This window comes from Ruegeria sp. YTSC192, assembly GCF_059609705.1.
Genome location: NZ_JBXWMG010000004.1, coordinates 240,388 through 261,195 on the forward strand (window position 1 = coordinate 240,388; position 20,808 = coordinate 261,195).

The window sequence follows — 20,808 nt, forward strand, 5'->3', positions numbered from 1 at the left end:
CGACGTAGGACCTCTTTAGTCAAGGACCGGGCGGGGGACAAACCCGGAATTTGGGTCTGTCGGTTTTCGATGGACCTGTGCACCGTCGGTTCTTGCATTACATCGGGTCTGTGCTTAGGGTCGGGCCTCTTGAAAAAGCGGGTCGCCAGCAACCACGCCACGCATCATTTTTTCTTTCGACAAGGCCCGGACATGGAACCCACCCTGTTTTCGTTCATCTGGAAACATTCAAAAAAACAACAGTTTGTGTTGTTGTTTCTGACGGTCCTTTCGTTTCCCTTCCTCTATATCTCGCTTGAGTTGCCCAAGCAGATCATCAACGACGCCATCGGTGCGCCCGCGGAAACGGTCACGATCTGGGGGATAACCGTCACGCAGATTCAGTATCTGTTGATCCTGTGTTTTGCCTTTCTGGCGACGGTGATCGCCAGCGGCCTGATGAAGATGCGTATCAATACGATGAAGGGCGTTTTGGCCGAGCGGATGCTGCGCCGCCTGCGGTTTACGCTGATCAACCGGTCGATGCGCTTTCCAAAATCGTATTTTGCCACCACCAGCCAGGGTGAGCTGGTATCGATGATCACCTCCGAGGCCGAGCCGATGGGCGGTCTGATGGGCGACGCCATTGCCCAGCCGGTGTTCCAGTTCGGTCAGATGATGACCATTGTCACCTTCCTGTTCATGCAGAGCGTCTGGTTCGGGCTGGCCAGTATCGCCCTGATCCCGTTGCAGGCGTGGCTGATCCCGAAACTGCAGCGCCAGATCAACCTGTTGAACAAAGACCGTATTCAAGAGGTTCGCCAGCTGAGCTCGGAAATCGGTGAAAGCGCTGCGGGGATCAGTGATCTGCGCACCAATGGCGGCTGGCGTTATCGGTTGGCGCAGTTCAGCTATCGTCTGGGGAATCTGTTCGAGATCCGTTTCAAGATCTACAACAAAAAGTTCTTCATGAAGTTCCTCAATAATCTGATCACTCAGATGACCCCGTTCCTGTTCTACTCGGTCGGCGGGTATCTGGCGATCACGGGTGAGGTGACGGTGGGCGCTCTGGTCGCCGCCTTGGGGGCGTACAAGGATCTCAGCGGCCCGTGGAAGGATTTGCTGACCTACTACAATCAGGTGCAGGACATGTCGCTGCGCTGGGAGATCGTGACCGAACGCTTTGCCCCGTCCAACATGATCCCCGAACATCTGTTCGAGGGCCGGCCCGAGGTCATCCCGCGCCTCAACGGCGATATCGAGCTGCGCAATGTCACCGTGCGCGATGATGACGGCAAGACCATTCTGGAAGATATCGACCTGAAAATTCCCAATGGCGCGCGGGTGGCGGTTCAATCGACCAACGCGGCCGAACGCACCGCTCTGGCGCAGCTTCTGACGCGCGAGGTGGTGCCTGTTCAGGGGGATGTTCTGCTGGCCGGGCACAATCTGAATGAACTGCATCAGGCCGTTATTGCTGCCCGGATCGGGTATGCGTATTCGCGGCCATATCTGTTTGACGGGACGCTGGGCGACAATTTGTTGATGCCACTACGGTCGTATCCCAAGCACGAAGATGAAGCCAGAAAGGTCCCGACCCGTCGTGAGATCGAGGCCGTCCGCTCTGGCAACCCGGTGGATTCGCTTGAGGTTGAATGGGTCGATCCGGGGTTGGCCGGACTGGACGATATCGACGATATCCGCGCCTGGTGGTTCCAGCTGGTCGAGGCGATGGGTATTGACGAATTCATGTTGAGGCGCACCCTGCGCACACAGTTCGATCCCAAACTGCATCCGGGTCTGGCGCAAGAGCTTGTCAAACTGCGCCAGACAGTGGCACGGAAATTGCAGGACAAGGGACTGGACCGCTATGTCTATCGGTTCGACCCTGATCAATTCAATCCGGCAGTGCCTTTGGGCGGCAATTTGCTGTTTGCGACGCCCGCGCGGGATATCACGCCCGAGTCGCTCGCCGGTGATCAGAGATTCCGCAACATGTTGCGCAGCAATGATCTGGCCGAAGAAGCAATGAACATGGCCAGCGCCGTGATCGAGACGCTGGACAGGGCCTTTGGACGCGATGGCACCGATCACCCGCTGTTCCTTCGACTTGGCATGTCCAAGGACATGTATCACCGGCTTTTGGACATCAAGGGTCGCCTGAAAACCAAAGGAGGCGATGCGGTTTCGGATTCAGATTGTGCGTTGATGCTGACGGTGCCGTTCCTGTTGACGGCCGAACAGATTGGTCCTGACTTCCCGGACGAATACAAAGACAAGATCCTTGCGATCCGAAAACAGCAATCCGTCCCCATGCATGAGGCGTTGGATGGGATGTTCGTTCCACTGTCGCCAGACGCCTATTTCCCGCGCCTGACCGTTATCGAGAACATCCTTTATGGGCGCGTTTCCCTCATGGCGGGTGCCCACGCCGAAGAGATCGAGGACCTGGTGGCGCAGGCTGTGAATGAGGCCGGGCTGCGTCGTCGGGCTGCGGCGACCATGTTCGACCTGCCCTCGGGCTTGGGGGGGAACAACCTGCCTACCGTGTTCCAGGAACGCGCGTCGTTCTCGCGCGCAGGGATCAAGCGGCCCGATATTCTGATCCTCGACAAGGCGCTGGCCAGCCACGATTCGGAAAGCCGCCTGCGCACCCGGCTGCGCCTGCGGGAATTGCTGCCCGAGTCGATCATGATCTTCATGGAAGATCACTTTGCCCATCCCGAAGCCTATGACCTGTTTGTCGAGATCAAGGATGGCCGCATCGACGGTGTTTCGCGCACACCTGTCCTGCATCAGGAGGGGGTCACCGCCGACCTCAGCAGAAAGCTCGAGATCATCTCGGCGACCGAGCTTTTCTCGGGTATCGACGCGCGGAACCAACGGCTGCTGGCGTTCTCGGCGCAATGGTATGAGGTTGCAGCGGGGCAGGTGATCTTTTCGCGGGGGCAGACGGCGGATGCGGCCTATCTGTGCATTCGCGGCCAGGCCCGGCTGGACTGGTCGGATGATGATGGCAACAAACGCTCCATTTCGATCGTCGAACCGGGCCGTCTGATCGGCGATCTGTCGATCATAACTGGTGATCGGCGGCAACTGGACCTTGTCGCCAAAACCGATTGCGCCTTTCTGCGCATCGGGGCTGAGGAATTGCGCGCCGTGATCGAAAGCGATGCCTCGGTTGCGACGCAATTGTTAAAGACTGTTGCGGGATACCTGAACACGGTTGCGACGCGGGTCAACACGGCGACCAACCCTGCAGATGTCTTTCCGGATGCGGTGCAGGAAACCGTTTCAGATGAGGCCCAGCGAGATGAATGAACCCGCGGCCTATTCCGCGCATGAACATCTTGTGCGCGACGCTCGGGCGCGCCCTGATCTGTGGCGGTTGCTGGTCGGGCTGGTGATCGTTTGCGCGCTCTACCTGGCTTTGAACTCCGTTCTTTTTGCGGTGATCGGAGCCTTCATCCCGCCCTCGCAAGCCGAAGGATTTTTGCGCGGCACGTCCGCCCTCGCAACGTTTGTCCTGCTGGCCAGCTTCGGATTTCTGACGATTGGCGTCGCTGTTGCGGCAAAACAGATGCAGAACAGATCGCTCGGGGCGGTAATCGGAGAGCGTCGTCTGGCGATCCGTCAATTCACGCGGGTGCTGGTGGCGCTGGTAATCCTTGGTCTGGCGCTCGCGGTCCTGCCGCCTTACGGCATGGGGGACCCGCTGACCCAAAATCTGGCGCTGTCGACGTGGATTGTGCTGTTGCCTTTTGCGGCGGGCGCGGTCCTGATTCAGACCAGTGCCGAAGAGATTCTGTTTCGTGGCTACCTGCAGCAATCTCTGGCTGCGCGGTTTCAATCGCCACTGATCTGGGTGGGGGTACCTTCGGCCTTGTTTGCGGCAGGCCACTATGCGCCGGGGATCGCTGGCGAGAACGCGCTGCTGGTGGCGGTCTGGTCCTGCGTGTTCGGCGTTCTGGCAGCTGACCTGACGGCCAGGTCCGGCACATTGGGCCCGGCTATCGCCTTGCATTTCTTCAATAATGTGATCTCTCTTCTGATTATCTCGCTGCCCGATACGCTTAGCGGGCTGGCCCTGTTTCTGCTGCCCTATGATATGTCGGACGGTGGAGTGCTGCGGCAGTGGCTGTGGGTGGATTTCGGCTCGATGATCATTTGCTGGCTGACAGCACGTCTTGCCATCAGGCGCTGATTGCATTTCTTTCCGTAGCGTCTTATTTGACGTCAACGCCGCACAATCCAAGGCTCTGATATGAACTGGATCACAAACTACGTCCGCCCCCGGATCAACTCGATCTTCTCGCGCCGAGAAGTGCCAGAAAATCTGTGGCATAAATGCGGTGAATGCGGGACGATGCTGTTCCATCGCGAATTGGCCGAAAACCAGAACGTCTGCACCCAGTGCGGTCACCACATGGCAATCACGCCGCGCGACCGGTTTGGCCACCTGTTCGATGGTGGGATTTTCACCGAAGTTGCTGTGCCCGCGCCAAAAGATGACCCGCTGCAGTTCCGCGATCAGAAGAAATACCCCGATCGCATGAAGGCGGCCCAGAAGAAAACCGGCGAGAAGGAAGCCATGCTGGTCGCCACCGGCGAAATCGGACGTACTCCGATCGTTGCGGCGGCGCAGGATTTCTCGTTCATGGGTGGGTCGATGGGCATGTATGTCGGCAACGCGATCATCGCAGCCGCGCAAGAGGCTGTGAAGCTGAAGCGTCCGCTGATCCTGTTCTCGGCCGCAGGCGGTGCCCGGATGCAGGAAGGCATCCTCAGTCTGATGCAGATGCCGCGCACGACCGTGGCCGTTGAGATGCTGAAAGAGGCAAACCTGCCTTATATCGTGGTTCTGACCCACCCGACCACCGGTGGCGTGACCGCGTCTTATGCGATGCTGGGCGATGTGCATATCTCGGAACCCAACGCGTTGATCTGCTTTGCAGGGCCGCGCGTGATCGAACAGACCATTCGTGAAAAACTGCCCGAAGGGTTCCAGCGCGCCGAATATCTGCTGGATCACGGTATGCTCGACCGTGTGACCAAACGGACCGAACTGCGTGAAGAGCTGATCACCATCACGCGCATGCTGATGAACCAGCCGCCGGCGATCAAGGGCGATTTGCCTGCGCCTGAACCCGAAGAGGCCGCGCCTGCTGAAGATGATACGGATCAGTAATGACCGCTCGGACATCTGACGCCATCCTCGACCGGATGATGGCGCTGCACCCCAAGATCATCGATCTGACCTTGGATCGCGTCTGGCGTTTGCTGGGTGCGTTGGACAACCCGCAAGACAAGCTGCCGCCAGTGATCCATATCGCTGGAACCAACGGCAAAGGCTCGACCCAAGCGATGATCCGAGCCGGGCTTGAGGGGGCAGGGCTGTTGGCCCACGCCTATACCTCACCGCATCTTGCCCGGTTCCATGAGCGCATCCGTCTGGCCGGAGAGTTGATCTCGGAACCCGACCTGACAGCCGTACTTGATGAGTGCTACGCAGCCAATGGCGGCGAGAACATCACCTATTTCGAGATCACGACCTGCGCGGCCCTGCTGGCCTTTGCACGGGCCAAAGCGGACTATACCCTGCTTGAGGTCGGACTCGGCGGGCGTCTGGACGCCACCAATGTGATCGAACAACCCGCCGTGACAGTGATCACCCCGATCTCGATCGACCATGAGCAGTTTCTGGGCAATACACTGGCCAAAATCGCCGGTGAAAAAGCCGGTATCATCAAACGCGGTGTGCCGTGCATCGTCGGCCCGCAATCTGATGAGGCGATGGAGGTGATTGAACAGACCGCCGCACGCCTCGGCGCGCCTCTCATTGCTTATGGCCAGCACTGGCACGTCACCAAAGAAAACGGCCGCCTGATCTATCAGGACGAAACCGGCCTGCGTGACCTGCCTCTGCCTAACCTCTTGGGTGCCCACCAAATCCAGAACGCAGGCGCGGCCCTGGCTGTTCTGCGCCACCTCAACCTTGGCGATGCCGCCTATGAGGCCGCCGTGACCAAGGCCGAATGGCCCGCACGGATGCAACGCCTCAAAACCGGCCCGCTTGTGCAAGCCGCAGGGCAGGCCGAGCTTTGGCTGGACGGAGGGCACAACGCCGCAGCCGGGATCGCTTTGGCCGAGGTGTTGTCAAATCTGCCAGAACGCCCGACCCACATGATCTGCGGTATGCTGAACACCAAAGACGTGACAGGCTACCTTGCGCCGCTTGCCAAGCAGGTCCAAAGCCTGACCGCCGTTTCCATCCCGGGCGAGGCCGCAACCCTCAGCGCCGAAGAAACAGCCGCTGCCGCTGCCAAGGTCAATCTGCCCGCATCAACCGCAAACAGCGTGGCCGAGGCGCTCGATACAATCGTCGCCAAAGACCCGCAGGCGCGCATCCTGATCTGCGGATCGCTCTACCTTGCGGGCAATATCCTGCGCGAAAATGGTTAAAATCCGCCCGCAGGGCTTCATCTGGCTAAAAATACCTCGGGGGAGCCGCGCAAAGCGCGGCGGGGGCAGAGCCCCCTATTTCCCCCAATCCTGATCCTGCATTTCCCGCAACCGAGACGCGGTGCGCTCAAACTCAAACGTGCCTTCGCCCTCGACATACAGCATCTCGGGCTCGGCCGCTGCAGAACAGATCAACCGAACTTTCGCCTCATACAGCGCGTCGATCAACGTCACGAAACGTTTGGCTTCATTGAAGTTGTTGCGTGACAGACGGGGAATATCCTCCAACACGAGAGCCTTGACCGTTTCGGCGATGGCCAGATAGTCCCCAGGCCCCAACATCCGTCCGCACAGATCATAGAACGAAGCCCGTGCAATCCCGTTGCGAAAGGCGGGCAGCTCAACAGCGCGGCCTTTGACCTGCAGGACCAATGGCTCGGCGCTGCCTCCGGACAAATCCTCCCACACGGCGCGTATCTTCTCTCGCGCTTCTGGCCCGATTGGCGAGAAATAGACGGGCGCGCCTTCAAGACGGTTTTGGCGGTGATCAGTCGGCGAGACCAGCTCCCACACCTGAAGCTGTTCTTTGATATGGGCGATGAAGGGTAAAAACAGCTGTCGGTTCAAACCGTCCTTGTACAGATCGTCCGGATGCCGGTTCGAGGTTGTGACAATGACCACGCCCCCCGCATGCAGCAAATCGAACAGGCGCCCGACGATCATGGCGTCGGTGATATCGGTGATCTGCATTTCGTCAAACGCCAGCAGCTTGACGGATTTCACCACCTCCTGCGCGACCGGGGCCAGCGCATCTTCGACGCCGTCCTTGCGTGCCTTGTGCATGCCTGCATGGATTTCCTGCATGAACGCGTGAAAATGCACCCGACGTGCGGGAATGTCCGCCAACGCATCCACGAACATATCCATCAGCATGGATTTCCCACGCCCAACGCCGCCCCACAGGTACAATCCCTTCGGCGGCGGAGGAGCCTTGCGGAACAAACCCCGCTTTACCGGTGCGCTCAGTTCAGCCCTGATGCGTTCGAAATGCGGCAGCACAGCTTCCTGCGCGTCATCCCGCGTCAGGGTTCCATCAAGGATACGTTCATTATACAGCGAAATCAGATCCGTCATGGGTTTGAGCCATAGCGCCCGCACTACGCGTTGAAAAGCGGACATTTTCAGGCATGCATCAATTTTCCTTATGTCGAACCGCAAATCTACTGAATTGACGGGCCGAAGAAAAACAGTAGCGTCGCAAAACTTGTTTGTTTGAGAGTCCCATGCCACACACCGCTCGTCTTCTGAATCCGATTTTGATCGTGGGCTGTATCATCATTACAGTCAGTTTCGCGGTGCGCGCTTCGTTCGGGGTGTTCCAGATCCCGATCGCAACCGAGTTCGGCTGGCTGAGAACGGATTTCTCACTGGCAATTGCGATCCAGAATCTGGCCTGGGGCATTGGTCAACCGATCTTTGCCGCCATCGCCGAGAAAGTCGGAGACCGCAAAGCAATCATTCTGGGCGCGTTGACCTACGCGGCGGGCATGGTGCTGTCCGCGTGGTCCGTCACGCCATTCGGCCACCAGATGTACGCCTGGCTGGTCGGTTTCGGCATCGCGGGCACTGGCTTCGGAGTGGTTCTGGCGGTGGTCGGGCGGGCCTCATCCGATAAAAACCGCTCAATGTCGCTGGCGATCGTTACGGCTGCGGGCAGCTTTGGTCAGGTGATCGGTGCCCCTACGGCGGAATGGTTGCTCAGCTTTCTGCCCTGGCAACAGGTTTTCGTTGTTTTCGCGGCTGCTGTCCTCGCGCTTGTGCTGACGCTGCCCTTCATGCGTGCGCCGCAACCGGTCAGCAAGGCCGAGTTGGAAGAGAGCATGAGCCAGATTCTCGGTCGCGCTTTCCGAGATCCGTCTTATGCGCTGATTTTCCTGGGCTTTTTCAGCTGCGGCTATCAGCTGGCCTTCATAACGGCCCATTTCCCGGCCTTCGTGACCGAGATGTGCGGTCCGATCCAACCCGGTGGTGTCCTGCATTCCCTCGGGATCACAACGACATCGGCCCTTGGTGCTGTGGCGATTTCGTTGGTTGGTCTGGCGAATATCGGTGGCACTCTGTTGGCTGGCTGGGCCGGGAACCACTTCCCCAAGAAATACCTGCTGGCCGCGATTTACACCGCGCGCACTGTGGCGGCTACGGTCTTCATCCTCATGCCGATCACACCTATGTCTGTTGTCGTCTTCTCGATTGTCATGGGGTCCCTTTGGCTGGCAACCGTTCCGCTGACCTCGGGCCTCGTCGCGCATCTCTATGGCCTGCGCTATATGGGTACGCTATATGGCTTCATCTTCCTCAGCCACCAGATCGGAGGGTTCCTCGGCGTTTGGCTGGGCGGTCGCATGTATGACATCTATGGCGACTATACGATGGTGTGGTGGATCGGGATCGCCGTGGGCGCGTTCAGCGCGATTGTCCACCTGCCCATTCGCGAGAACCGAAGCCCAACACCCGCCGCCGCATAGCAGAGCGCACCCGCAGCGCGGCACGCGCTGCCTGGCCCAACAGGCGAGGGCGCATCCTTGATGCGTCCTTAACTGGCGGGAGGGTCAGCCGCGTTGTGCCGCTCGCAATTCCCGTTCCAGCGCATCCAGAAACCGCGAGCGATCGGCCTTGCCAAACGGTTTGCCGCCACCTCCAGCACCCAGAGGGTTGGCCGCGCGCAAATCCGCCATCAGGTCGCGCATCGCCAGTTGCTGGCCGATATTGGCGGCTGTGAAAGACTCGCCATTGGGCCGCATTACGCGGGCACCGGCCTCGACACATTTGGCCGCCAGCGGGATGTCCGAGGTGACCACGACATCGCCGGAACCGCAGCGCTCGGCGATCCATTTGTCCGCCTCATCCGCACCCTCGGCCACAATGACGACCTGCACCAGAGGGTTTGCCGATGGCCGCAACCCGCCATTCGACACCAGCGCCATGGGCACTTTGTGTCGGGTCGCGACCCGCTCGGCCTCGGCTTTGACCGGGCAGGCGTCCCCATCGACATAGAGCGTTGTCACGCCTTCTTGGCCTCTTTCTTGGCGGGTTCAACGGGCTTTTTCTTGACCTTGAACTCCTCGGGGATCGGCATCCGGTTGAACGCATCAAGACCGGCGATCTTATAGGCCTCGGCCAGCGTCGGATAGTTGAACGTGTTCTGCACGAAATAGTCCACGGTGCCTTTCAGGTTCAGCACGGCCTGCGCGATATGGATCAGTTCCGTCGCGCCTTCGCCCACGATCTGCACACCAAGCACCCGGCGGGTTTTCAAGGAAAACAGCATTTTCAACATGCCATGTTCCAACCCCATGATATGCCCGCGCGAGGTTTCGCGGAATCGCGCCACGCCGACTTCATAGGGGATATCGCGCTCCTGCAATTCTTCCTCGGACATGCCGCAGGTCGAGATTTCGGGAACGGAATAGATGCCATACGGATACCAGGGGCTTTCCGGCAGGGTCGGGGTTTCAAGCGCATGACAAGCTGCCACGCGCCCCTGTTGCAGAGAGGTCGAGGCCAGCGAAGGGTGCCCGATCACGTCTCCCGTAGCGTAAACATGCGGCACTTCGGTCTGGTAGGTCTTGCGATCCACGCTGATCCGGTTGCGGTGATCGGTTTCCACGCCCACAGCCTTCAGATTCAGCGTCGAGGTCGCGCCCATCCGACCGGCGGCAAATAACAGCATCTCGGCCCGGACGTGACGGCCGTTCTCAAGGGTGACCTCGACGTGATCCCCCGCATCTTCGATCTTTTCGACCGCAGATCCCAACCGCAGGTCGACGCCGTTTTCGCGGATTTGATGGGTGAAATCGTGGATCAGGCGCTTGTCGATGAAATCCAGGAAGGTGTCGCGCGGCTCGATCAAGGTGACGCGGACATCCAAAGCCGAAAACATGGTGGCGTATTCAACACCGATCACCCCGGCACCGATGACGACCAAAGACCGAGGGATCTCGGCCATTTCAAGGAACTCGTCGCCATCCACAATGGTTTTGCCGTTGAAAGGCACATAGTCCGGGCGGTAGGTCTTGGTTCCGGTCGCAATCAGGAACTTCGCGGCCGTCAGGCGGGTTTTCTCACCGCTATCCGTCGCCACTTCGATCTCATGCGGGCCAGTGAACGAAGCCAGCCCGTTCAGAGTATCCACGTGATTTCGGTTGAACTGATGCTCCAGCACGTCAACTTCGTGGTCGAGTGTCATGTGCAGCCGGGCCTTCAGATCTTCGGCGCGGATCTGCTCCTTGACCCGGTAAGAGCGGCCGTAAAAGCTGCGCTCGCGCCAGCCCGAAAGGTTCAGCACGGTTTCACGCAGGGTTTTGGACGGGATCGTGCCGGTATGCACGGATACGCCTCCGAAACGATCGTGCCGGTCGATCACCAGCACCCGCCGCTTCAATTTGCCCGCCTGAATTGCCGCCGACCGGCCCGAGGGGCCAGACCCGATGATGATCAGGTCATAGTCATATTTGCTCATGCCTCAGTCCCCGTATAGTGCTTCGGCGTGGAAGGTGATGTGGTCTTCCATGAAGGTGGACACAAAGAAATAGGAATGGTCATAGCCCGGTTGCAAACGATAGGTCGCCTGCTGGCGGCGCGCGGCGATAGCTGATGCCAATGCTTCGGGGCGCAACAGGTCGATGAACTGGTCGCTGGCGCCGGTGTCGATCAGGACAGGGCCGTCAAACCCGACCTCTTTCATCAGCAGCGAGGCGTCATGCTTGGCCCAAACGGCCTCATCCTCGCCCAGATAGGCGCTCAGCTGTTTGCGTCCCCAATCTGCACCGGTCGGGTTCGAAATCGGTGCGAAGGCCGAGACCGAGCGATAGCGTCCCGACAGGTTCATCGCCAGTGTCAGCGCACCATGGCCGCCCATCGAATGGCCGGTGATGGCCTGACGGTCCATGTCGATGGCAAAATTCTCGGCGATCAGCGCGGGCAGTTCCTCGGCCACATAGTCCCACATGTTGAAATGTGGGGCCCAAGGGGTTTGCGTTGCGTTGACGTAGAAACCCGCGCCCTGACCCAGATCATAGTCGTCATGATCGGCGACACCTTCGCCGCGGGGCGACGTGTCGGGGAACACGATGGCGATGCCCTGTTCGGCGGCCCAGGCCTGCGCGCCGGCCTTGGTCATCGCGTTTTCATGGGTGCAGGTCAGGCCGGACAGGTACCACAAAACCGGAACGGGGCCGTCCTTGGCCTCTGCGGGCAGAAACAGGCCAAAGGTCATATCGCATTGGCAGGCGGTCGAGGCATGGCGGTAGACACCTTGCACACCACCGAAACAGGCATTTTCCGAAAGAGTTTCCATCTGGTTGGGTCCTTGATCTAGGGTTGCGATATGGCTAACGCCCCACGGGCGCGGCGTAAAGTGCGTGGTCACCAAGCGCCCGACTTTTTGGTGGGATTCACACTCAGAGCGCGGCAAGCCAGCCGATGATCAACGGAACCGTCAGAATGCTTGCGGCGGTGGAAAGCAGGATAGCAGCCGAGGCCCGATGCGGCGCGACCCCATAATGTGCCGCCAGCATGTAGACATTGCCCGCCACCGGTAGTGCGGCGGCGGCAATTGCAACAGTGGCCGAAAATGTATCGACAGGCACCAGCCACAACAGGGCGACGGCGACACAGGCGGGGTGGATGACCAACTTGCAAAAGCTCAGCCAGCCCGCGATTTCGATCCGCTCGGCTGATTTTCCGGCCAGCGAAGCACCGATGGCGAACAGTGCTCCGGGCGTTGCCGCTCCGCCCAGAATGGTCAGGAAGTCATTCATCGGACCGGGGACCGGGATCTGCAGCGCCGACCAGATCAATCCGGCCGAGATCGACACGATCATCGGGTTCCTGAGCAACCCAACCCCGATCAGGCGCAGCGTTTTGACCGTTAGCTTTCCGTCCCGGCCGCCATTGATCAGGATTACGATGAGCGAGGAAAACACCACCAGGTCCACCGCAAGGATCAGCATGACAGGCCCGATTGCAGCCTCGGACAGCAACAGGGCCAGCATGGGTAGACCAAGAAACCCGACATTGCCGATGGCGGCGCATTGGGCCTCAACCGCGGCGGTCGGGATGTCGAGGCCCCTTATCCACGCCACCAGCGACGCCAGAACATAGACCGCTAGAGTGCCGATCAGATAGCCAATGATCAGCCGCCCATTGAAGATCTCGGCAAAGGGCAGGGTGGCGGCAAAGCGGAACAACATGGCCGACAGGGCGAAGAAAAAGACGAATTTTGTCAGATAGGCGGTGGCTTCTTGTGTGAAGAACCGCGTGCGCCCGGCCCAGTAACCCAGGCCGATGATCACGAAAAAGGGGAGGGTGCGCAGAAAAATCTCGACCATGGGTACCCTCCTAACATGGATTGCGCGGCCTTCAAGCCACGGATCGAACGGTGTTTTGTTCAAAGGCCCGTCAGAAAACGCCGAGAATCCTTGTGTCTGAACAGATCGGTTTATAAATTCGGTCCATAACCCGACAAAGGAACCATCATGACCCAGTCCGCCACCATCCTGCGCACCGGCCGAAAATTCGACCAGGTTCTGCGCGGGGCCCGAGAAGTATTTCTCGCGGATGGGTTCGAAGGGGCCAGCGTGGACGACATCGCGCGGGCGGCGGGTGTCTCAAAAGCGACGCTGTACAGCTATTTCCCCGACAAGCGTCTTCTGTTTATCGAGGTCGCGCAGACCGAATGCAGCCGCATGGCCGAGCGTGTGATCTCGATGATCGACGAAACCAAACCCGTGCGCGAGGTTCTGACGATTACCGCGACGCAGTTGGTCAGCTTTTTCGTATCGGATTTCAACCGCCAGATTTTCCGTGTTTGCGTGGCTGAACGGGATCGGTTCCCGGAACTTGGACGGGTCTTTTACGAAGCCGGGCCTCAGAACGGTCAGCGCAAAATGGTCGAGTATCTGGAAAAGGCCGTCGCCAAGGGCGAATTGGTGATCGAGGACGTGACGATCGCAGCAGAACAATTCTCTGAGCTGTGCAAAGTGCGCCTATGGCTGCGCGCCGCCTTTGGCATCCAGGAAGAGTTCTCCCAGGCGGAGATAGACGAGGTTGCCCTGCAAGCTGTCGACATGTTCATGGCCCGCTACGGCGTTTGACAAAGTGAAATGGTCTGCAGCCACATCTGCAGACCATTCCCACTGGTTAAAATACAACTCGTTAACGGGTACCCACTCACTCACTCGATAAAGGTTTTGGCCAATCGGTCACTGATGGGTTGTGACAGATAGGCGATAACGGCCCGTTCGCCGGTATTGACGAACAGATCAGCTGGCATGCCCGGCACCAGATCCAACGCGGCCACCGCCTCGGGTTGCTGTGCGTCCAGTTTGACCCGCGCTTTGTAGTAGGGCTCGCCCGTGCGTTCGTCTTCCAGGGCGTCGGCCGAGATGTCGAAAATCTTGCCGCTGGCTTCGGGGACGTCTGCTTGTGCAAAAGCTGACAGACGGATGCGGGTGGACTGGCCGATGCGCAGCTTGTCGATGTCACCGGTCTTGACCCGCGCCTCGACGATCAGCGCCTGACCCGCCGGGACAATGTCCATGATGTGTTCACCCGGACGAATGACGCCGCCCGTGGTCGAGGCCGCCAGGTTGACCACCCGACCGCTGGTCGGGGCCAACAGTTCGATCCGCTTGCGGCGCTCGGCGGAGCCTGCATATTGCGGGCGCACCAGATCAAGCTGCGCTTCGACGACCGCCAGCTCGCCCGCGATTACCTCGTCGCGTAGTTTTTGCTGGCTGATCAGCGTCAGTTCCAGTTCTCTGACCTGATTTTCCGACTGCGCGATCTGCGTGCGCAACGCGGCATCGATGCCGTAGAGCCGCTGCAGCTCAATCTGGCGTGAGCTGACGCGGGTGGCCGCCACCAGCCCTTTTTCGAGCAGGGTTTGCAGATTGTCCAACTCGGTCAAAGTGATCTCGATCTGGTTTTGGGTTCTGACACGCTGTTCGGCCAGCCCCTGCGCCTCATCCTTCAGGCCCGAGATCCGTTGTTCGTTGATCCGGGTTTCTGTTTGGCGGGCGCGGGCTTCGGCGTCAAACAGCTGCTTCTGCGTCAGATAGGCTGACGCCCAGTGCAGCCGATTCATGCCTGTCTGGAAACCGGTCATGGCCGAGGCCTCATCAAACCGGTCCTGACCGCTCATCTGTGCCAGAAGGCGTGCGCGGCGTACCGAAAGCTCACCCAACTGACTGCCCAGCACGTTCAGGTCGACGTCGATGTCGGTGCTGTCCAGCCGGATCAGGGGCTGCCCGGCCTGAACAAAATCTCCGTCGGCAATCAGGATGTCGCGGATGATGCCGCCGTCCAGATGCTCGACCGTTTTGCGATCGCCTTCGACCACGAATGAGGCAGGGGCAACCACCGCCCCGTCCAGTTTCGAAGCGAAAGCCCAGTAGGCGCTGCCTCCGACAAAGGCCATCAGGGTGATCACGCCGACCCAGACATAGCGTCCGATACGGGGGGAGGCGTCCGAGATGTCGATGAACTCTGCCTCATTCAGCGACACCGCATTGCGAGAGGGGTTGTGCGGGACAATCTGTGTCATTGGGCTGCTCCTGTGATTTGCGTTTCCGGGACGGGCTGAGGGGTCGGGCGAGTGCCCTTGCCCGAGCTGTCCAGAACATTCCGGCGATTGACTTTCAGCACGTCATCCTTGTCGCCAAACTGGGTCTGGGATCCGTTGCGCATGACCATGACCTTGTTGGCGGCCTGCAAGGTTGCGGGGCGATGCGTCATGACAATGGCGATGGACCCACGAGCCTGAGTGGCCAGAATGGCATCGCGCAAGGCCTGTTCACCTTCGGCATCCAGATCCGAGTTCGGCTCATCCAGTACCAGCACAAACGGGTCACCATAGAGCGCGCGGGCCAGGGCCAGACGCTGCCGCTGACCGCCGGACAGAAAGAACCCCTGACCGATGCGCGTTTCATAGCCGTCGGGCAGGGCGCTGATCATCTCGTGAATGCCAGCCTCCTGCGCGACGCGGAACACCTCGGCGTCGTCGATGGCGACCGAGAAACGGGCGATGTTTTCGCGGATCGTGCCGTCGAACAGCTCGACATCCTGCGGCAGGTAGCCGATCTGTTTGCCCAGATCCTCGGCGTTCCATTTCGACATTGGGCTGCCGTCCAGCAAAACTTCGCCCCGTTGCGGGTGCCAGATCCCGGCCAGCATCTTGCCCAGCGTTGTCTTGCCGGAGCCGCTGTGGCCTATGACGGCCAGAACGTCGCCTGCGGCCAAATCGAAGTCGATACCCCGAATGGTAGCATTGATTGCGCGCGGCGGCCCGGCCTGAGCGATTTTGGCGTCCAGCGTCTTGAAGGCGCGTGGCAGGTGCAGATTGGGGGCGTCTTCGGCGAACTCGTCGGTCAGTGCCTTGATCTTGGCGTAGGAACCGCGCGCGGCCAGAAAGCCACGCCATTGACCGATGAGCTGATCAATTGGTGCCAGCGCGCGCGCCAACACGATGGTCGCGGCGATCATGACGCCTGCAGTGGATTCGCCGGTAATGGCAAGGGCGGCGCCCAGGCCCAGAATAGCCGATTGCAGGCCCATGCGGATGGTCTTGGACAGGACCGAAAAGCCAGCGATACGGTCGGCGGCGCGTGTTTTGTGCGCGTGTGCGTCGATTTGCAGGGCGGTCCAGCGGCGCACCAGGTCGGATTTCATGCCCAGCGCGTGGACAAGTTCGGCATTGCGATCCGAGGTCTTGAACAGCGCGTCCGAGCGCCCTCGGGCCTCGGCGGCGTTTCGCATCGGTTTCTGCGCACGGGCGTTGTTGATCAGCGCCATGACGGTCAGGGTGACGGCTCCGGCCAGTCCCAGCAGGCCCAACAACGGATGCAGGACATAGAGGACCAGCAGGTAAATTGGGATCCATGGTGCATCGAAAAAGGCGGTCAGGGTCGAGCCCGAGATGAACTCGCGAAACCCGTTGACATCGTCGACCAGATTCTCGGCGCTCTGCGCCTCGCCCTGAACTCGGCGGCGCATGGCGGCCCCCAGAACAGGCGCGCCGACGGACATCTCGAACCGGGCGGCCAGGCGGCCAAGGATACGCATCCGCATCAGGTCGAGACAGGCGATCACGACAAAGACGCCACCCAGCAGAAGGGTCAGCGCGATCAGCGTGTCGACATTCTGGCTGGTCAGGACCCGGTCATAGACCTGTAGCATGTAAAGCGGCCCGGCCAGCATCAGCAGGTTGAGAAACAGGCTGAAGAAAGCGACGGCAACAAACCCTTTGCGCAACGAGGCCCATGCGGTTTGTACGGGGTTGGATTTCTGAAACATCGTCTTGCCCTTTTCCGGTTTGGCAAACGGGGCAGCCTGAGCCGCCCCGTCCGTTTTCAATTAAGCGACGAAGTCGTCTTCGGTCAGGTCGGTGGTGTTTACGCCCGCCAGACGCACCGAGCCTTCGGTCCCGAACGAGATCACGGTGTCGTTGCCATCCTGAGCGACGTTGACTGCACCGCCGAAGTCGGGACCGAAATCGCCGAACTGGAGCTGGTCGAGGCCGACTTCGAAGTCCTGGATCACGTCGTTTCCGAAGTTCGCGCCGAAGGTGAAGGTGTCCGCACCTGCACCGCCGATCAGGATGTCATCGCCACCCTCACCCGAGATCAGGTCATCGCCGTCGCCACCGCTGATTTTGTTGTCCAGATCGCTGCCGATGAGGATGTCACCATCGTCGGACCCGATGACATTCTCGATCGACTGCAGAACATCGACCTCGATCTGGTTGTCGATGACGTCCTGACCGATGACACCCGTGCCGCTTGTGGCATTCACATCCAGCGTGGCACCCGCATCCACCAGCGTGTCCTGTACCACCGGACCATTTGCGCCAGCCGGCGCATTGTGCAGATGGATGGCCGAGACAACACCCGGGATCGGCGTGTTCAGGTCGGCCTCGTTCAGGCCCACAACGCTCAGTTCGCTGGAATAGGTCACCTCGCCCGTGTGCAGGTTCTGGGTGATGACCACAGTCGCGTCGCCAGTGGCTTCGCTGTCCGAGGTCGGCCCGGGTTCCTGCGCCGCGTCCAGACCGCCGCTCAGAGTGACGGTGCGGATGCCATGCTCGGTCTCGACACTGTCCACCAGCAGCTGCCCGCGGATTTCACCACCCGGGAAGTCTGATGTGTGGATGTTGTAGTACAGGTTGCCCTGAAGCGCCTGTTCCACAAAAGCCGCACCATTGGCGATGTTCGCTCCGAACTGACCGGGGGCAGAGACCACGGCGTCCTTGACCGAGACATTGAAGCCCGTATCGCGGGTTGCCGTACCATTGCCATTGGCGCCCAGTCGCACCTCGACCGCGACATCCAGATCCGAGAAGTCGGCCGTGTCGATGCCGTCGCCACCATCGATGAAGTCATTGCCCAGACCACCGGTCAGCACATTGTCTGCATCGCCAGCGATCAGAACGTCGTCACCGGCGCCACCATCGATATTGCCATTGGTGGTTCCCAGATCGACAAAGATGTCATCGCCAGCGCCCAGCAGGACATTGCCATTGATCACGCCTTCGTCGTCATTGACGATGGTCACGTCGCCCGCATCCGAGGCGTCAATCGCATTGACAGTTCCGCGGATCTCACCTTCGTTCAGGATCGCCCCCAGAAGGTTCAGGCCACCGTCCACGCGGATACCTGCGGCTGCGTCCGAGGTCTCGGACCCTGCGATCAGGCCCTCGTTGACGACCACTCCGGCAAATCCGGCCTCGGACTGGCTGGTGAACAAGCGCAAGCCATCGCCGACCTGATTGCCCTCAACCGCGTCGCCACGACCCTGCAGGGTGCCTTCGTTCAGAATCGCCGCCGACACGATATCGCCTTTGACATCACCGGTTTGCAGCGACACGGCCGAGCCGTTGTTGCCCAGACCCGCATCAACCAGACCGGTGTTGTTGAAGGTGTAGTTATCGGCAGTGCCATCGGCATAGACGGTGCCATTGCGCTGGTTGCCGGTGCCGAGGATTTCGCCTTCGTTGACGACCTCAAGCCCCTCGCCGTCGATATTCACCGCACGGCTATCCGACGTGACGGTTCCACGGTTCACAAACGAGCCACCGGTGTGATCGCCGGTCCCAAAGTAGACACCGTTTTGCACACCCGCAAATACGCCGTCTTCTTCGTTGACCAACTGGCCCTGGAAGTTGACGTTGTTCACCGCGCGGAACGCGCCGACGGTTCCGTTTGCACCTTCCGACAGGACGGTGCCTGTGTTGGTGATGGAGCCGCTGAACGTACCCGCGTTGCCGACATTGCCGATGCGGATTCCGTCGCCCGCGGCATTGGTGCCCGCCGCCGCGTTGCCGCGACCCTGGATCAGGCCGTCATTGTTCAGCGTGAACGCGTTCTCGCCCGCGATTTCGGCGCCAAAGCCCGAACCTTCGTTGCCTTCACCTGCATCGACGAGGCCGGTTTCCTTGTTGTTGAAGGTGAAGTCTTGCGCCGTACCATCAGCGTAGACAGTGCCGTTGCGCTGGCTGTCGGTGCCAACGATCTCACCGGCGTTGTTCACTTCCAACCCGATGCCGTCGATATTGAACGCGCGGCTGTCGGACAAGATCACCCCGCTTTCGAGGTTGTTGAACACACCGCCGGTGTGATCCGCACCCTCACCGGCGACCGGATTGCCGAAATAGACACCGTTTTGAACGCCCGAAATCTGGCCCGCGTTGTTGAACTCGCCCTGGAAGGACACACCGTTGACGAAACGCACACCCGCAACGGTGCCATTTGCGCCCTCGGAGTCGATAATGCCCGAGTTGTTGATGACCGCATCGGTGACGCCGATGTTGCCCACATTACCGACCCGGATACCGTCGCCTGCCGCGTTCGAGCCCGCCGCCGCATTGCCGCGACCCTGAATGGTGCCCGCATTGTCCAGCGTGAACGAGGATGCGCCATCCGCTGCCCCGCCGATTTCAACGCCAAAGCCCGACCCTTCATTGCCTTCGCCCGCGTCGATCGTGCCGGTGACCAGGTTATTGACGGCGAAATCATCCGCAGTGCCGTCGGCATAAACGGTGCCGTTGCGCTGGCTGTCCGTGCCAAGAATATCGCCGCCGTTCACAAGGTTCACACCTGTGCCGTCGATATTCACCGCGCGGCTGTCGGACTGGATCGTGCCGAAGTTCAGAACATCCAGATCATGCGCGCCCTGACCGATATAGAGGCCATTTGCAGCACCCTCGATCACCCCGGTCGAGGTGTTCAGGATCTCGCCCTCGGCGCTTGCACCGTCCGCAATGCGGATACCGGCTGCCGTGCCTTGCGTGCTTTCCGATGTGATCAGCCCGCTGTTGAGGATCTCGGTCTCGAGGATCGTGCCCTCGACACCGTTGTTGATCCGGATACCGTCACCGGCCAGACCGGTGTTCGACGCCGCCTGACCACGGCCCTGAATGGTGCCGCCAAAGCCGTTGAAGATATCGGTTTCCACACGGTCACCGACCTCATCCCCGACCTGAAGCGAGATACCGGCACCCTGATTGCCTTCACCGGCATCCACAGTTCCCCCCGTGAAGTTCGAGATCGAGATATCCTCGGCGGTGCTGTTGGTGTAGATCGTGCCGTTGCGCTGATCTGCGGTGCCAAGGATGTCGCCGAAGTTGCGCACATCGATGCCCTGGCCCTGAATATCCACGGCGCGGCTGTCGGATGAGATCACGCCACCCCGGAAATTGTCCAGGCCGCCCGAGCTGTCGGGTCCTGCAAATTGAACCCCGTTGAAGTCGCCCGATATTTCACCAAAATTGCGCACGGCGGCGCTGCCGGTGACTTGAACGCCGGTCGCCAGTGCATCGGGGCCGTTATTCGCCTCGATCACGCCCGAGCGGAAATTGAACACGTCGACATCCTCGCCCTGGGCCTGAACGGCGGCGACGGCGTTATTGGTGACGATCTCGCCAAAGTTCAGCAGGCGGGAAAAGTCATTGGCCAGAACAAAGGCGGGCGTGTCATCCACGATCGTGTTCTGGAAAAAGTTGTTGAAAAGGGTTTGGCCGTCACGTGTGGTCTCTTGCGCCAGTGTTGACGTGGTCAAGAGACGGGCGCGCAGGCTTTCTACGAATTGGGACAGCATGGGTCACTCCGTCTGGTTTGTTGCGTGGTGCAGGTGGCCCGTTCGATCGGGCAACCGACGCATCAAATCAGTAGGCCTGGCCCGAGGTCAGCGGAAATTCATGGTCCAAATCGGGGGTATAACCAGCGCGAATAGTCACGGATTTCGTGAAGTCTTCGCGGGCCGCAGCCTTGATTCAAACGGCGATGCGATGGGAAAACGCGGGTCGCTCACCTA

At 60.0% G+C, this 20,808-nt stretch carries 14 protein-coding genes; 6 read left to right on the plus strand and 8 right to left on the minus strand.

Annotated features, from left to right (window positions below):
- Positions 1 to 192: 192 nt before the first annotated feature.
- From AC2FD8_RS08275 to AC2FD8_RS08290, 4 genes are read left to right on the plus strand one after another with little or no spacing between them, the layout of a single operon-like run.
- The gene (locus tag AC2FD8_RS08275; RefSeq protein WP_496855012.1) at positions 193 to 3,300 is read left to right on the plus strand and encodes an ABC transporter transmembrane domain-containing protein; all 3,108 of its coding nucleotides are present in this window, start codon (positions 193 to 195) and stop codon (positions 3,298 to 3,300) included.
- Positions 3,293 to 4,183 (plus strand): CPBP family intramembrane glutamic endopeptidase, encoded by an 891-nt coding sequence (locus AC2FD8_RS08280; RefSeq protein ID WP_496855010.1) that lies wholly within the window; start codon positions 3,293 to 3,295, stop codon positions 4,181 to 4,183. Before AC2FD8_RS08275 ends, AC2FD8_RS08280 begins: the two co-directional genes overlap by 8 nt.
- Positions 4,184 to 4,243: 60 nt before the next feature.
- On the plus strand, positions 4,244 to 5,167 hold the full coding sequence (accD, locus tag AC2FD8_RS08285) for an acetyl-CoA carboxylase, carboxyltransferase subunit beta (protein ID WP_496855008.1): 924 nt from the start codon (positions 4,244 to 4,246) through the stop codon (positions 5,165 to 5,167).
- Positions 5,167 to 6,441, plus strand: a complete 1,275-nt coding sequence (locus AC2FD8_RS08290) for a bifunctional folylpolyglutamate synthase/dihydrofolate synthase (RefSeq protein WP_496855006.1) — start codon at positions 5,167 to 5,169, stop codon at positions 6,439 to 6,441. Before accD ends, AC2FD8_RS08290 begins: the two co-directional genes overlap by 1 nt.
- A gap of 75 nt (positions 6,442 to 6,516) precedes the next feature.
- On the opposite strand, the gene zapE is transcribed toward AC2FD8_RS08290, so the two are convergent.
- Positions 6,517 to 7,575, minus strand: a complete 1,059-nt coding sequence (gene zapE / locus AC2FD8_RS08295; protein WP_496855004.1) for a cell division protein ZapE — start codon at positions 7,573 to 7,575, stop codon at positions 6,517 to 6,519.
- A gap of 149 nt (positions 7,576 to 7,724) precedes the next feature.
- Here zapE and AC2FD8_RS08300 point away from each other — a divergent pair, with 149 nt between their 5' ends.
- On the plus strand, positions 7,725 to 8,966 hold the full coding sequence (locus tag AC2FD8_RS08300) for an MFS transporter (protein WP_496855002.1): 1,242 nt from the start codon (positions 7,725 to 7,727) through the stop codon (positions 8,964 to 8,966).
- Positions 8,967 to 9,050: 84 nt separating this feature from the next.
- Here the strand turns inward: AC2FD8_RS08300 and AC2FD8_RS08305 are convergent, their stop codons facing one another.
- The 4 genes from AC2FD8_RS08305 to AC2FD8_RS08320 form a co-directional block, all read right to left on the minus strand.
- A complete protein-coding gene (locus AC2FD8_RS08305) occupies positions 9,051 to 9,506 on the minus strand; it encodes a YaiI/YqxD family protein (RefSeq protein WP_496855001.1) in 456 nt (151 codons plus the stop codon).
- Positions 9,503 to 10,960 (minus strand): Si-specific NAD(P)(+) transhydrogenase, encoded by a 1,458-nt coding sequence (sthA, locus tag AC2FD8_RS08310; RefSeq protein ID WP_496854999.1) that lies wholly within the window; start codon positions 10,958 to 10,960, stop codon positions 9,503 to 9,505. The genes AC2FD8_RS08305 and sthA overlap by 4 nt, the downstream gene beginning before the upstream one ends.
- Positions 10,961 to 10,963: 3 nt before the next feature.
- The gene (gene fghA / locus AC2FD8_RS08315) at positions 10,964 to 11,797 is read right to left on the minus strand and encodes an S-formylglutathione hydrolase (protein ID WP_496854997.1); all 834 of its coding nucleotides are present in this window, start codon (positions 11,795 to 11,797) and stop codon (positions 10,964 to 10,966) included.
- A gap of 103 nt (positions 11,798 to 11,900) precedes the next feature.
- Positions 11,901 to 12,830 (minus strand): AEC family transporter, encoded by a 930-nt coding sequence (locus tag AC2FD8_RS08320; protein WP_496854995.1) that lies wholly within the window; start codon positions 12,828 to 12,830, stop codon positions 11,901 to 11,903.
- A gap of 147 nt (positions 12,831 to 12,977) precedes the next feature.
- Here AC2FD8_RS08320 and AC2FD8_RS08325 point away from each other — a divergent pair, with 147 nt between their 5' ends.
- Complete coding sequence (locus tag AC2FD8_RS08325) at positions 12,978 to 13,595, plus strand: TetR/AcrR family transcriptional regulator (protein WP_496854994.1); 618 nt, start codon at positions 12,978 to 12,980, stop codon at positions 13,593 to 13,595.
- An 80-nt stretch (positions 13,596 to 13,675) separates the two neighbouring features.
- Here the strand turns inward: AC2FD8_RS08325 and AC2FD8_RS08330 are convergent, their stop codons facing one another.
- Genes AC2FD8_RS08330 through AC2FD8_RS08340 form a run of 3 tightly spaced genes read right to left on the minus strand, consistent with a single transcriptional unit; the run spans position 13,676 to position 20,592 of the window.
- Positions 13,676 to 15,046, minus strand: coding sequence for an HlyD family type I secretion periplasmic adaptor subunit (locus AC2FD8_RS08330; protein WP_496854992.1), 1,371 nt, complete (start codon positions 15,044 to 15,046; stop codon positions 13,676 to 13,678).
- Positions 15,043 to 16,854: a type I secretion system permease/ATPase gene (locus AC2FD8_RS08335; RefSeq protein WP_496854991.1), complete on the minus strand. Its 1,812-nt coding sequence runs from the start codon at positions 16,852 to 16,854 to the stop codon at positions 15,043 to 15,045. The genes AC2FD8_RS08330 and AC2FD8_RS08335 overlap by 4 nt, the downstream gene beginning before the upstream one ends.
- Entirely contained in the window at positions 16,855 to 20,592 is a 3,738-nt protein-coding gene (locus AC2FD8_RS08340) for a beta strand repeat-containing protein (protein ID WP_496854989.1), read from the minus strand.
- Between the last annotated feature and the right edge of the window lie 216 nt (positions 20,593 to 20,808).

What these genes read in the sequence shown, in the direction of transcription:
- AC2FD8_RS08275 (WP_496855012.1), top strand. Translation starts at nt 193, where the DNA reads ATGGAACCCACCCTGTTTTCGTTCATCTGGAAACATTCAAAAAAACAA.
- AC2FD8_RS08280 (WP_496855010.1), top strand. Translation starts at nt 3,293, where the DNA reads ATGAATGAACCCGCGGCCTATTCCGCGCATGAACATCTTGTGCGCGAC.
- accD (WP_496855008.1), top strand. Translation starts at nt 4,244, where the DNA reads ATGAACTGGATCACAAACTACGTCCGCCCCCGGATCAACTCGATCTTC.
- AC2FD8_RS08290 (WP_496855006.1), top strand. Translation starts at nt 5,167, where the DNA reads ATGACCGCTCGGACATCTGACGCCATCCTCGACCGGATGATGGCGCTG.
- zapE (WP_496855004.1), bottom strand. Translation starts at nt 7,575, where the DNA reads ATGACGGATCTGATTTCGCTGTATAATGAACGTATCCTTGATGGAACC.
- AC2FD8_RS08300 (WP_496855002.1), top strand. Translation starts at nt 7,725, where the DNA reads ATGCCACACACCGCTCGTCTTCTGAATCCGATTTTGATCGTGGGCTGT.
- sthA (WP_496854999.1), bottom strand. Translation starts at nt 10,960, where the DNA reads ATGAGCAAATATGACTATGACCTGATCATCATCGGGTCTGGCCCCTCG.
- fghA (WP_496854997.1), bottom strand. Translation starts at nt 11,797, where the DNA reads ATGGAAACTCTTTCGGAAAATGCCTGTTTCGGTGGTGTGCAAGGTGTC.
- AC2FD8_RS08320 (WP_496854995.1), bottom strand. Translation starts at nt 12,830, where the DNA reads ATGGTCGAGATTTTTCTGCGCACCCTCCCCTTTTTCGTGATCATCGGC.
- AC2FD8_RS08325 (WP_496854994.1), top strand. Translation starts at nt 12,978, where the DNA reads ATGACCCAGTCCGCCACCATCCTGCGCACCGGCCGAAAATTCGACCAG.
- AC2FD8_RS08330 (WP_496854992.1), bottom strand. Translation starts at nt 15,046, where the DNA reads ATGACACAGATTGTCCCGCACAACCCCTCTCGCAATGCGGTGTCGCTG.
- AC2FD8_RS08340 (WP_496854989.1), bottom strand. Translation starts at nt 20,592, where the DNA reads ATGCTGTCCCAATTCGTAGAAAGCCTGCGCGCCCGTCTCTTGACCACG.